Annotated in this window: 12 protein-coding genes; 5 read left to right on the top strand and 7 right to left on the bottom strand. The window is 39.7% G+C overall.

The annotated features are described in order from the left end of the window. Window positions 1–106: 106 nt before the first annotated feature. Genes FC093_RS13195 through FC093_RS13175 form a run of 5 tightly spaced genes read right to left on the bottom strand, consistent with a single transcriptional unit; the run spans window position 107 to window position 6,134 of the window. A complete protein-coding gene (locus FC093_RS13195) occupies window positions 107–2,626 on the bottom strand; it encodes a DNA gyrase/topoisomerase IV subunit A (RefSeq protein WP_137262264.1) in 2,520 nt (839 codons plus the stop codon). A gap of 59 nt (window positions 2,627–2,685) precedes the next feature. Continuing rightward, on the bottom strand, window positions 2,686–3,522 hold the full coding sequence (locus FC093_RS13190; RefSeq protein WP_137262263.1) for a DUF1835 domain-containing protein: 837 nt from the start codon (window positions 3,520–3,522) through the stop codon (window positions 2,686–2,688). An 8-nt stretch (window positions 3,523–3,530) separates the two neighbouring features. Further along, window positions 3,531–3,974, bottom strand: a complete 444-nt coding sequence (locus FC093_RS13185) for a PIN domain-containing protein (RefSeq protein ID WP_137262262.1) — start codon at window positions 3,972–3,974, stop codon at window positions 3,531–3,533. Then, the gene (locus FC093_RS13180; RefSeq protein WP_137262261.1) at window positions 3,964–4,203 is read right to left on the bottom strand and encodes a hypothetical protein; all 240 of its coding nucleotides are present in this window, start codon (window positions 4,201–4,203) and stop codon (window positions 3,964–3,966) included. The genes FC093_RS13185 and FC093_RS13180 overlap by 11 nt, the downstream gene beginning before the upstream one ends. Window positions 4,204–4,238: 35 nt before the next feature. Further along, window positions 4,239–6,134 (bottom strand): DNA topoisomerase IV subunit B, encoded by a 1,896-nt coding sequence (locus FC093_RS13175; RefSeq protein WP_137262260.1) that lies wholly within the window; start codon window positions 6,132–6,134, stop codon window positions 4,239–4,241. Window positions 6,135–6,351: 217 nt separating this feature from the next. Here FC093_RS13175 and FC093_RS13170 point away from each other — a divergent pair, with 217 nt between their 5' ends. Both FC093_RS13170 and hxpB read left to right on the top strand, forming a co-directional pair. Beyond that, window positions 6,352–7,113 (top strand): SIMPL domain-containing protein, encoded by a 762-nt coding sequence (locus tag FC093_RS13170; protein ID WP_170971082.1) that lies wholly within the window; start codon window positions 6,352–6,354, stop codon window positions 7,111–7,113. 139 nt (window positions 7,114–7,252) lie between these two features. Further along, on the top strand, window positions 7,253–7,912 hold the full coding sequence (gene hxpB / locus FC093_RS13165) for a hexitol phosphatase HxpB (protein ID WP_137262258.1): 660 nt from the start codon (window positions 7,253–7,255) through the stop codon (window positions 7,910–7,912). A 157-nt stretch (window positions 7,913–8,069) separates the two neighbouring features. On the opposite strand, the gene FC093_RS13160 is transcribed toward hxpB, so the two are convergent. Continuing rightward, entirely contained in the window at window positions 8,070–8,603 is a 534-nt protein-coding gene (locus tag FC093_RS13160; protein WP_137262257.1) for an outer membrane beta-barrel protein, read from the bottom strand. 135 nt (window positions 8,604–8,738) lie between these two features. Then, on the bottom strand, window positions 8,739–9,272 hold the full coding sequence (locus FC093_RS13155; protein WP_137262256.1) for a porin family protein: 534 nt from the start codon (window positions 9,270–9,272) through the stop codon (window positions 8,739–8,741). A 146-nt stretch (window positions 9,273–9,418) separates the two neighbouring features. Between FC093_RS13155 and dprA the strand changes: the two genes are divergently transcribed. The 3 genes from dprA (at window position 9,419) to FC093_RS13140 (ending at window position 12,464) form a co-directional block, all read left to right on the top strand. Continuing rightward, window positions 9,419–10,540 (top strand): DNA-processing protein DprA, encoded by a 1,122-nt coding sequence (dprA, locus tag FC093_RS13150; protein WP_137262255.1) that lies wholly within the window; start codon window positions 9,419–9,421, stop codon window positions 10,538–10,540. A 236-nt stretch (window positions 10,541–10,776) separates the two neighbouring features. Then, a complete protein-coding gene (locus FC093_RS13145) occupies window positions 10,777–11,667 on the top strand; it encodes an ABC transporter ATP-binding protein (RefSeq protein WP_137262254.1) in 891 nt (296 codons plus the stop codon). Between the two features lie 5 nt (window positions 11,668–11,672). Further along, on the top strand, window positions 11,673–12,464 hold the full coding sequence (locus tag FC093_RS13140; protein WP_137262253.1) for an ABC transporter permease: 792 nt from the start codon (window positions 11,673–11,675) through the stop codon (window positions 12,462–12,464). Window positions 12,465–12,577: the final 113 nt, after the last annotated feature.

Here is a 12,577-nt window from a genome sequence, read left to right as displayed (position 1 = left end):
TTCAGCAAAACACTCCTGCATACACTAATAAAAACGCTGATAGAGTTTAGAATCCCTATCAGCGTTAAAAAATGAACAACGAAATCAGAACTTAACTGAAAGCCTTTCACTCAAACAATTCTGGTGCGCCGTTACTGTCTGCTGCGGGTTGCTCCCACTCCATAGCTACCGTTTTGTTGAAGTCCATCAGCTTGGCACCAACCGCTTTCCAGCCCATTACATCCACCAGCCGGTCTATTTTAAACTTGGCTTTGCGCACCTGCTGACCTCTGCCTGTTTGCACCAGCAGCACCGGTGCTTTTTGCGAAGTAGCGGCTTCTACCACATTGCCGGCACCTTCCTTTACAAAGTAAAAATGATTGTGCAACGAGGTAGTTTCAATGCGGAAACGCTTTACATTATACTGTTGTTTTTCATTATCGAGATACACCGCGCTAATGATTTTTTCCGGATCAAATTTTTCAATAAGCAACACTTTATCTGCTTCAAAACGTTGCGTAATTTCGGTATCAGTCAATTCATAATAACCACCGGCATACATCACCAATATACGTTCATCACCTTCAAATGAGCCAACATATCTGCCTTTACCATCCACATTCAACCTGCCATACACCTCATCAAACCACAGCTTGCGGCCAGCCAATGTAGGTCGGCCTTTTTCTTTGAATTTTACCGAACGTAAGGCATGTTTACTCACCTGGTTGCCCATGCTGCTACGCCCTTTAATATCTATGGTTTCAAAGGAAAAATCAAATTCTTTAATGCGGGCATTGGTGTTGGGACTTAGCAATACTTTTACTGTTTCTGCTTCGCCATTTGGATTGGCGCTAAAGTACAGCACCTTGCTTTTATCGCTGCCTTTGGTAAGATCGTATTCTTTATCGCGCGTAACGCCGGTTACATTAAAGCGCTTGGCATAGCTTATTTGCGTTTCCCCATCTACATAAATCATATTGTACGTTGTGCGTTCGTCATTTTTTTGAAAGACGGCTGCATGTAAAATGTCTTTACCAATAAATGTCTTATCAGCCACGCGTACTACTTTCATAACACCGCGTTTTGTAAATGCGATAATATCATCCAGGTCGGAACATTCGCACAGCAATTCATCTTTCTTAAGACCTGTTCCAATAAAGCCTTCCCCACGGTTGATGTACAACTTGGTGTTAGCAATGGCAACTTGCTTTGCCGTTATGGTGTCAAAGAGTTTAATTTCTGTTTTACGCTCTCTGCCTTTACCGTATTTCTTTACCAAGCCTTCAAAGTAAGCAATGGTAAACTCGGTGAGGTGCTCCAAATCGTATTTTACTTTCTGGATGTCTGCATCAATGGCTTTTATCTGCTCGTTCAGTTCATTAATATCCAGCTTGTAAATCCTTCTTACCGGTTTTTCGGTAAGCCTTAGAATATCTTCCTTTACAATTGCTCTTTTTAGCTTTTTAGCAAATGGCGCAAACGCCTTATCTATTGCGGCAATTACCTTATCCCAGGTTTCATGATTTTTCTCTAATTCTTTATAGATTTTTTCTTCAAAGAATATTTTTTCCAGAGAAGTATAATGCCATTTGTCTTCCAGTTCACTCAACTTTATCTGCAGCTCTTTTTGCAGTAAATTCCTGGTGTTGTCTGTAGAAACCCTAAGCAAATCATACACAGTCACAAAGTGCGGACGCTGGTCTATAATTACGCATGCATTTGGTGAAATACTTATTTCGCAGTCGGTAAAAGCATAGAGTGCATCTATGGTAATATCGGGCGAAATACCTTGTGCCAGTTCTATCAATATCTCCACATCCTTAGCTGTGGCATCAGTTACTTTTTTAATCTTCAGCTTGCCCTGGTCATTCGCTTTTACAATAGACTCCATCAAAGATGTAGTAGTAACACCATAAGGCACATTTCTAATCACCAATGTTTTTTTATCCAGCTCTTCAATCACTGCACGTACGCGAATTTTGCCACCCCGCTTGCCTTCGTTATAATTACTTGCATCCATTTGTCCACCGGTCAAAAAATCGGGGACCAATTCAAATTTTCTACCCTTTAAATACTTGATAGAAGCTTCGCACAATTCAATAAAGTTGTGCGGCAATATTTTGGTAGATAATCCCACTGCAATACCCTCGGCACCTTGCGCTAAGAGCAATGGAAACTTCATAGGCAACGTTACCGGCTCTTCTTTACGACCATCGTAGCTCAACTGCCATTCGGTTGTTTTTGCATTGAAAGCTACATCCAGTGCAAACTTAGATAAGCGTGCTTCTATATAACGCGCCGCCGCCGCATCATCGCCGGTGCGCACATCGCCCCAATTGCCTTGCGTGTCTATTAATAAATCTTTTTGCCCCATATTCACCAATGCATCGCCGATAGAGGCATCGCCGTGAGGGTGATATTGCATGCTTTGCCCAATAATGTTGGCAACCTTGTTGAAGCGGCCATCATCCATTTCTTTCATTGCATGTAAGATGCGGCGCTGTACAGGCTTGAGCCCATCTTCAACAGCTGGTACCGCACGCTCGAGTATTACATAAGATGCATAATCTAAAAACCATGTCCTATACTGCCCCTGCACGCCTTTATCGTTGTCCGGATTTAGTATTTTTTCAAAATCTTTCGCCATGTTATCTATAAAAAGTATCTGATTACGAATTAATGTTTTTGTGTAAAGTTTTACAACATTTACATTTCGGTTGTGTAGAATTCTGATTGTTTGTAATTAGCCAGGGAAAGTGTAATGTCCTTCCAGCCTTTGCTCCAATCACCCTGCATCACTATTTTGTTTTGCTCAATCAGCTTTTTTATTCGCCATACAAGGAACACATCACCTGTTTGAATTTTTGTTTTAGTAAAAAAAGAATGTAAAAGTTTACTCAACTTTTGCGACTCTGTATTCAGCAGATTTAATAAAGCAGCATCATAATAATCTTCACTTCTGCCCACTATTTTCTTTCCACCTTCCAGCGTTCGTATAATTGCATTTTCGTTGCACAACTTTTTCCATTCATCCGGATCTACTTCAAACTCACTTAAACTGATTGGCCGTGCTAATTTCTTTGCTTTTAAAAATTCTTTAGGTTGAATTTCAAATAAGTTATTTGGATAAAATAGTTGTCCTTTTTCGTTGATGAAAGGCAAATTATTTAAGTATAAAACAAATATTTTTCCCTGGTGCTCTTTCAACTGGCTCATCAGCCAGTAATAGCCGCAAACATCATGTGTATTTTGCCCCATCCATATCCAGCATACTTCATTTTCATCTTGTATTCTTTGGGTTAAATGATGCACAGTGAGTTTATCATCCACTATGTTTATAGCATCTGTATATGGTGAATTTTCCAGCACTTCTTTCCACCAATCTCGCCGGTTCTGATAACCTTCCGTTTCATATATATCAGCAATGGGACCAACGGCAAATTCATCTTTTATCTGCCATACTTCGCCGTTTAATTTTTCATCCAGTTCTATAGCTTTTTGCAAAGTGGAAACATCTGCTTCCTGAAAAACAATGTGCAACATGTAATTATCTAATCTTTTTCTATCAATAATTCAATTCCTTCTTCCTGGCAGGAAAAAATAAAATCGGTATCGTGGCTTGCCAACTTAGTGATGTTGTGCATTTTGCAGGTTGCTAAAATAATAGCATCGTTGGGTAAAAGGTTATATTTGGACATGAGGCGTGGAACAGTATTGTATAAACTGTTATTTGTTGGAAGAAAGTGAAACAGCTGAATCAATAGATAATCTAAAGAATTTTCTAATACCGGCTTTATTCGTTTAGAAGACTGTACAGAAAGCGGCGATGCGGTTGCGTTTATTTTCAAGTAATAAAACAAAAATTCACTAACCACCACTTCGCAAATACAACAGGTCAAAGTACTATCTCCAAGTAATGAATCAAGTAAGGCTATTTTTGATTTCTTGATATATTCAATCAACATTGAACTATCAATCATTACCTTATTGTTCATACCATTCTGTCTTATCTATTTTCACATCCGGATACTTCGCTGTGCCTGCAAACCTTTGTAAAATCTTCAACCTTTCTGCAGCAGGTAAAGTTGCCCATGTTTCCGGTGGCGGTTCTGTTGTAATATTTTCCTCTACTTTTATCTTTAAATTTTTACCTTCCATTTCTGCAGGTAACTCTATCACAATCTTGCCATCTTCCACCTTTTTTATAAATTCAAGTGTTTCCATACAACTTCATTTCCCCCAAATTTACAACTTCCCTCTTACACACTTGCTATCTCTTCCACCAAATCCAGTTCTACCTTCAGGTTGTTAATAATAAACTCTTGCCTTTCCATCGTGTTTTTACCCATAAAATATTCCAGCAACTGCTGTATATGTTCGCCCTGTTCTACAATTACCGGCTGTACGCGCATATCATCACCAATAAATTTCCCAAACTCCTCGGGTGATATTTCACCTAAACCTTTAAACCTTGTAATCTCCGGCTTGTTGCCCAATTTTTTAATAGCAGCCTGCTTTTCCTGCTCATCGTAGCAATAAATAGTTTGCTGTTTATTGCGTACGCGGAACAATGGCGTTTCCAAAATATATACATGCTGCTGCTTTACCAAATCGGGGAAGAACTGCAAGAAAAAAGTCATCAGCAGCAATCGAATGTGCATACCATCTACATCGGCATCGGTTGCAATAACAATGTTTTTATAACGTAAATCCTCCAGTCCTTCTTCAATATTCAACGCATGTTGCAGCAGGTTAAATTCTTCATTTTCATACACCACTTTTTTAGTTAAGCCAAAGCAGTTGAGCGGCTTACCACGCAGGCTGAAAACAGCTTGTGTATCCACGTTACGACTCTTGGTAATGCTTCCGCTGGCACTGTCCCCTTCTGTAATAAAAATGGTGGTTTTATTAATTAGGGAATTAAACTCTGCTTTGTTTTTTACGGGCGGCTCATCATTATAATGCACCCGGCAATCGCGCAGTTTTTTATTATGCAGGTTAGCTTTTTTAGCACGCTCGTTCGCCAGCTTTTTAATGCCCGCCAACTCTTTCCTTTCACGCTCACTCTGCTCAATTTTTTTCTTAATGGCATCTGCTATTGGAGCATTGCGGTGCAGGTAATTGTCCAGCTCTTTAGAGAAGAAGTCTATTACAAAATTGCGCATGGTAGGTCCACCTTCATATGTGGTGAGCGAACCCAGTTTTGTCTTAGTCTGGCTTTCAAACACCGGCTCCTGCACGCGAACAGCAATAGCAGATGCAATACCTTGCCGCACATCTGCAGCTTCATAATCTTTCTTGAAAAACTCGCGGATCGTTTTTACAAATGCTTCCCGGAAAGCTTGCTGGTGTGTACCGCCCTGCGTAGTATATTGACCGTTTACAAATGAAAAAATGTCTTCGCCATAATCGTTGTTGTGCGTAATGGCTACTTCAATATCTTCTCCTTTTAAATGAATAATAGGATAACGGATTTCATCTTCATTGGTCTTGCGTTTCAGCAGATCCAGCAAGCCATTTTTGCTTACATATCTTTTTCCATTGAAGGTAATCGTTAACCCTGCATTCAGATAACAATAATTCCACAACAGGTTATCTAAATATTCATGAATAAAACGGTAGTTTTTAAAAACGCTATCATCCGGAATAAAAGTCACAAAAGTGCCATTCAGCTCTTCTGTCGCTTTTTCGCGATGCTCTTTTATCAGCACACCTTTGTTAAACTCAGCCACTTTCGTTCTGCCACCGCGATAGCTTTCTACTTTAAAATATTCACTTAGCGCATTCACCGCTTTTGTACCCACGCCATTCAGGCCCACACTCTTCTGAAATGCTTTGCTATCATATTTCGCACCAGTGTTTATTTTACTTACTACATCCACTACTTTGCCCAGCGGAATACCGCGACCATAATCTCGCACGGTTACGGTTTTGTCTTCAATGGTTATTTCTATCTGCTTGCCGTGGCCCATCATGTGCTCGTCAATACAGTTATCAACCACCTCTTTAATCAATACATAAATACCATCGTCCGGTGCAGAGCCATCGCCTAATTTTCCTATATACATACCTGGGCGCAGACGTATATGCTCGCGCCAGTCGAGACTTCTTATACTATCCTCGGTATAGTCTAATATTTGTTTTGTTTCAGCCATAATTTATATCTCAAATGCTAACAAAATTAGCAAATTTTACTGATTATTTCAAGGCAAAACTAAGTGTTGGCACTTAAAAAAGTCTTAATAACCTTTGTTACTCTTTTGCAGCTTTGCTTTGGCGCATTGCAAATAATCTGTTAATGTGCAAAGCTGCATACAACAGCTTTATGTAATGCGCATCTTAGTATCATCTTTATTACTAAAACCATTATTTATGAAGCAACTGAAGCACAGTCTTACAATCATCAAAACGCTTAAGGTATTGACTTTTATGTGTTTAGCAGTATTTTTATGTACAAAATTGTCGGCACAGCAAATAGCAGTTATACCTCCGCAAAAAACAATTTCCGTTAATGGCAGCGCTCAAAAAGAAGTAACACCCGATGAGATATATGTACAGGTTTCATTGCGTGAATATGATAGAAAAGGCGGCGGAAAAGTGGACATTGAAACTATTAAAAATAATTTTTTAGCTGCATGCAAAAGCATTGGCTTGAATGACACTGATGTAGTAGTACAAAGCTACAACGGCTGGGATGGTAACTGGTGGTGGTACAAGAAAAAGAAGAAAGAAAACCCCGATCTGAAGGCAGGCATTACGTATTGGGTAAAAGTTGCCAGTACCAGTAAAATGGATGAGCTGGTAAACAAAATGGATGATGAAGCCACACAAAGTTTCGGCATTGCCAAAACAGATTACAGCAAGATGGAAGAACTGAGAAAGCAGTTAAAAATAGAAGCAATACAAGCAGCTAAAGAAAAAGCCGCCTATCTGGCAGCCGCTATCAATGAACAAGTTGGAGGAGCGATTGCTATTAATGAGCCTAACGAGGTGGACAATTATCCAAGACCAATGTACAGCAATATGATGCTAAAAGAAGCAGCCGTTGCAGATAATGCAGCACCGCCCATGAATGTGGATTTTAAGAAAATGAAAGTGCAGTTTGATGTGAATGTGGTGTTTGCACTGAAATAGAAGCTTGATATATAGATGCAGCGTAAGCATTCCGGACTCTTGAAAGTGTCGGAATGCTTACGCTGCATCTATCTTTTACTTTTGATAAAAAATAACGAAGTTTACCCGCTTATCTTTGCGCTTTTTAAAAAGTGCACATATGCAGTTGGATACGGTTATATTTGATATGGATGGATTGTTGGTAGACAGTGAACCTTTGTGGGCTATTGCATCAAACGAAATATTTGAAGAATATGGCTTCCGCCTTTCGCCGGAGCAGCATATTACTACTACCGGTTTGCGTACACGGGAATTTGTACACTGGTGGTTTACTTACTTTCAGATACCCGAGATCAATGAGCCGGCTGCAGAAGAAAAAATATTACAGCGCGTGCTGGAACTGGTAAGCACCAACTGCAAAGTGATGAGTGGCGTGCAGCATGTATTTGATTTCTTTCATTCCCTGAAATTCAAAATTGGTATTGCCTCTTCTTCGCCGCTGCAAATGATAGAAGTGGTAATGGATTTATGCGGAATAAAAAAATATGTAAAAGCTACTGCTTCTGCCGAACATTTGCAATATGGCAAGCCGCACCCACAGGTATATTTAAATTGTGCCGAAAGCTTAGGCTCTCTACCAGCCACTTGCGTAGCTTTTGAAGATTCTTTTTATGGGATGATTGCTGCCAAAGCGGCTCGTATGAAATGCGTGGTAGTACCGGAACATAAGCGCTATAAAGAAGAAAAATGGGGTGCTGCCGACTTAAAACTATCTTCCCTGCAAAACTTTAATGCACTGCATTTGCAGTTATTGCAATAATAAAACAATAAGCATTGCTTGAATAGCAGTAAAAACTAATGTTATTTTCTGCAATGGGGTGAATAAGACTTTATACCAAGGCTTTAAACCTTTATATAAAATAAAAGAAAGGAGTTAGCCAATAACGGCTTGCTCCTTTCTTTTTATACAAGAAAATTTACTTACCGCCAACAGGAATGTTATAAGCTATTTTAATCCCTATAAGACTGATGCTCCCGCCTTTAAACTCCGATCTTTGATAACGGGCACCTATATCTACATTACTGATAACGTAACCAATGCCTGCTGCCCAGGTAAATTTAGTAACTGAAACAGTCTCGCTTTCTCCCTGAAATTTGTCTTTCTCACTTATAAAACCAACACCTGCTTGTGGCTCTACATAAAAACCACTAAAATTTTGCCGGTAACCAGCCATTGCCGGAATGATGTTTAAGGTTGATTTGAAGCCATCCGGCAAATTCTTACTGCCAAACGACATATAGCCGGTAGTGAGCGTAATTTGACCAGCATTGCCAATACCGAATAAGCCTTTAAGAGAGCCTCCCAAACCTATTTTAGTAGTTTCGGAAGCATCTTTACCGGTAGGGATGCCGGCTTCTGCACCAATACCAATTTGATTTGATCCACTTTGTGCACTTGCTGCTAACGATACAACAATACCCACAGCTAAGGCAAGAAATGCTTTTCTCATTTTTGTTTAAGTTTAGTTTAGAATGTTGAAAAAGGATTGATAATAGATTAATGGGAAAGTGAACTTTTAAAGTGAGTTACACTAAAATAAAAGGTTGAATCACTCCTCCTAATCCAACCTTTTAATATAAAAAACTTATTTGCCTGCAAGCGGAAAGTTATAAGCAACTTTGAGGGCAAAGAAACCGGCGCCGCCGCCTTCACCTTGCGCTCTTTGGTAACGTAAGCCAAAATCAAAGTTGTCGTACACATAGCCGCCACCGAGTGCCCATGTAAAATTAACTTCTGAATCTTTGGATTTGTAACTGCCGGTTCCAAACTTTGACATGTAAATACCAGCGCCAATTTGTGGTTCGGCATACAAGCCTTTTACGCTGCCACCAAAGTCGTGACGGTAGCCGCCAAGAATAGGGATAATACTTACATTGGAACTGCTGTAGTATTTATAGCCAAAATTAGAAAAGCCGGTAGTGGCGGTAATAGCACCATTGTCGGTAATGCCAAATATTGCTTTTCCATTTACGCCAAAACCTACTTTGGCAGCATCGCCAAAGGCGCCGGCTGGCAGTCCAAGTTCAACACCTGCACTTATTTGTTTAGTACCTTTTTGTGCGTTTGCTCCAACGGTAACTGCTGCAATTAATACGATTGCTAAGAAGATTTTTTTCATAACGTTTAGGGTTTTTATGTGTTTTTTAAAAGTGATGCAAAGAAAAGGTGGCAGGATGCCTAAGACAAGTATTTTAGTGATGAACGGTTGTATAACCACAACTAAAAATGTAATGTATATTGCCTGCCGATAATACGCATACATATATGATTGCTGCAAGCCAAACCAACAAGAATAACGATTTATTATACCAGATAGCACTCACACTTGTACCCAACATAGGACCTGTACAGGCAAAGGTTTTGACAGAACATTTCGGCGATGCAGCAAGCATCTTTAAAGCCTCCATAAAGCAACTGAGCGCCGTTGAAAATATTGGTGAAATAAAAGCAAGAAGCATTAAAAATTTCAATGATTTTGCTGCTGCCGAAACAGAAATTGATTTCATAGAAAAGTACAATATTCAGCCACTGTTTATGACGAACGGTAATTATCCTAAACGGCTGCTGAACAGCTATGACGCACCTGTATTATTATACTATCGTGGCAATGCCGATTTAAATGCGCAACGCATCATCAGCATTATTGGTACCAGGAGCAATACCGAGTATGGAAAAATAATAAGCGAAAAATTAGTAACCGATTTAAAAGCATTTTCACCACTTATTATAAGCGGACTTGCATTTGGTATAGATGCCATTGCACATAAAGCAGCTATGCAAAACAACCTCGGTACCGTTGCAGTGCTTGCACATGGGTTGCAAACGATTTATCCGGCACAACACAAAAGCCTGGCAAAAGAAATGACACTACACGGCGGCGTTCTTACAGAATTTACTTCTTCTACAAAACCCGACAAGCACAACTTTCCGCGGCGCAACCGCATTGTGGCCGCTATTGCTGATGCAACGATTGTTATTGAAACAGCTATCCGCGGCGGAAGTATGATAACGGCAGAATTGGCGAATAGTTATAACAGGGATGTATTTGCTGTACCCGGCAGAATAACTGATACTAAAAGTGCCGGCTGCAATTATCTGATACAAAACAACAAAGCCATTTTGCTTACCGATGCAAAGCAACTGGCAGAAGAGCTGGGCTGGCAAATGCCTGTAGTAAAAAAGAAAACACAAAGAGAATTATTTATTCAGTTAACAGACGATGAACAAACAATTGTAGATATTCTAAAAGAAAAAGATAATGTACACATTGATGAGCTGTACCTGCAAAGCGGGCTAAGCAGCAGCGCAGTTGCAGCAGCTATTCTAAACCTCGAGCTACAAAACATTGTGCTCAGCCTTCCGGGAAAAATATATAAATTGTCCTGAGTTTTATGTGAGCCACAAAGACACAAAGAACTACTAAAAATTCTTACGGCAACAAAACGATTGCTTATTATTTACTGTTCCTTTTGCCTTTGCGGTTCAAAAACGGTGCAAACAGCTCATACTTTTTAAAATCTGTTCCATGTGCATTCACCGTTTAGCACATGTGTTTTGCCGCTTTTATAATATCTTTTTCACTGTACTGCTTTATCTTATCTTTCCATAAAAAATTATACTAAGTGAATGTACTAAGCATCCAAAACTTAAGTAAACAATACGGCGCCATTCAGGCGCTCCGAAATGTATCTTTTGAAGTACCGGAAGGCAGTGTATTTGGCATTTTAGGCCCTAATGGCAGTGGCAAAACAACGCTGCTGGGCATTGTATTAAATATACTGAAAGCCTCTTCGGGCACAGTGTTATTTTACGACCAGCCATTAACAAACGACATACGTAAAAATATTGGCACCTTGCTCGAAACACCCAACTTTTACCATTATTTATCTGCCGAAAGAAACCTCGCCATTGCAGCCGAAATAAAAGAAAAAGGTAAAGAAAATATAGATGCAGTGTTGCAACAGGTAAATTTATATGAGCGTAAGAAAAGCCGTTTCAACACCTATTCTCTGGGTATGAAACAACGCCTTGCAATTGCCTCCGCATTGCTCGGCAACCCCGATGTATTAATTTTTGATGAACCAACCAACGGACTTGATCCGGTGGGTATTGCCGAGATAAGAGATTTGATAAAAAGGTTGGCGGCTACCGGCAAAACCATCATTATGGCAAGCCACCTGCTGGATGAAGTGGAAAAAGTGTGTACGCATGTAGCTATTCTTAAAAAAGGCACCTTACTTACTGCCGGCGCAGTAGATGAAGTGCTGCAAACCGAAGATATTGCCGAAGTAGCAGCTACCAATATGCAAGCTTTGGCCAACACACTGCAAACAATGAATAGTTATACTTCGATGAGTAAAAATGAAACGGTTATTCAGTTGAAATACCCTGCCGGTACTGCCAATCTCGAAGCAATTAATCAGTATTGCTTTAATAAGGGTATTGTATTGAACCATTTGCAACTAAAAAAGAAAAGCCTCGAAACCAAATTTCTCGAACTCACTAATCAATAACTGCTATGTTGCATCTCTTAAAAATAGAATGGCTGAAAATAAAATACTACCGTACCTTTTGGATATTGAGCGCCTTATTTGCCTTAAGCCTTTATGGTGTAAATGAGATTGTTTATACGGCACAGCACAATGCTTTTGCCAGTGCACCACAGGCACAGATGCTTATTGGCACACCGCCATTTCAGTTTCCCGAAGTATGGCATACCATAAGTTATGTAAGCAGCTATTTGCTGTTCTTTCCGGGACTGATTATTATCATTTTAATGACCAATGAATTCTCGTATAAAACACACCGGCAAAATATCATTGACGGGCTTAGCCGCACCCAATTTATTTATGTAAAAATGATGTTGTGCGTACTCATTGCACTGGTCTCCACAATCATTGTTGGCCTGGTTGCATTCTTTTTCGGTATGTATGAAAATGCTGCTGCCTTCAGCTTTCAAAATGTACAATATATAGGCATGTTTTTCATCCAAACGCTTAGCTATACTGCGGTTGCCTTGGTAATTGCTACTTTGTTCAGGCGCTCGGGCATAGCCATAGGTATTTATTTTTTATATGCCGAAATACTTGACCAGTTGTTGTCGCTTGCTGCCAGCCATTACCTCAACAATGCAGGCCAATATTTTCCGCTCGAAAGCAATGATAATCTGATTCCGTTTCCCTTGTTCAAAAATGCGAAAGAGCAGATTATAGAGCCGGCAAACGTTACATACATGCTTATTGCGGCAGCCGTTTATTTAGCCATTTATTTTTTTGTATGTAAAAGAAAAATGGAAACGGCTGATTTGTAAAATATTTTCCGAACTGTTCATTTATAAAAGTACAAAAACGTAAGCCATCTGGTACAGCCGGATGGCTTTTGAATTTGGTGATAGGTTGTTGCAAAACATTCACTGCTGCGTAC

This window comes from Ilyomonas limi (assembly GCF_005233845.1).
Taxonomy (GTDB): Bacteria; Bacteroidota; Bacteroidia; order Chitinophagales; family Chitinophagaceae; genus Ilyomonas; species Ilyomonas limi.
This window is presented reverse-complemented; position numbering and strand designations above follow the sequence as displayed.

Coding starts and splice junctions, on each gene's coding strand:
- FC093_RS13195 (WP_137262264.1), bottom strand. CDS start 2,626: ATGGCGAAAGATTTTGAAAAAATACTAAATCCGGACAACGATAAAGGC.
- FC093_RS13190 (WP_137262263.1), bottom strand. CDS start 3,522: ATGTTGCACATTGTTTTTCAGGAAGCAGATGTTTCCACTTTGCAAAAA.
- FC093_RS13185 (WP_137262262.1), bottom strand. CDS start 3,974: ATGAACAATAAGGTAATGATTGATAGTTCAATGTTGATTGAATATATC.
- FC093_RS13180 (WP_137262261.1), bottom strand. CDS start 4,203: ATGGAAACACTTGAATTTATAAAAAAGGTGGAAGATGGCAAGATTGTG.
- FC093_RS13175 (WP_137262260.1), bottom strand. CDS start 6,134: ATGGCTGAAACAAAACAAATATTAGACTATACCGAGGATAGTATAAGA.
- FC093_RS13170 (WP_170971082.1), top strand. CDS start 6,352: ATGAAGCAACTGAAGCACAGTCTTACAATCATCAAAACGCTTAAGGTA.
- hxpB (WP_137262258.1), top strand. CDS start 7,253: ATGCAGTTGGATACGGTTATATTTGATATGGATGGATTGTTGGTAGAC.
- FC093_RS13160 (WP_137262257.1), bottom strand. CDS start 8,603: ATGAGAAAAGCATTTCTTGCCTTAGCTGTGGGTATTGTTGTATCGTTA.
- FC093_RS13155 (WP_137262256.1), bottom strand. CDS start 9,272: ATGAAAAAAATCTTCTTAGCAATCGTATTAATTGCAGCAGTTACCGTT.
- dprA (WP_137262255.1), top strand. CDS start 9,419: ATGATTGCTGCAAGCCAAACCAACAAGAATAACGATTTATTATACCAG.
- FC093_RS13140 (WP_137262253.1), top strand. CDS start 11,673: ATGTTGCATCTCTTAAAAATAGAATGGCTGAAAATAAAATACTACCGT.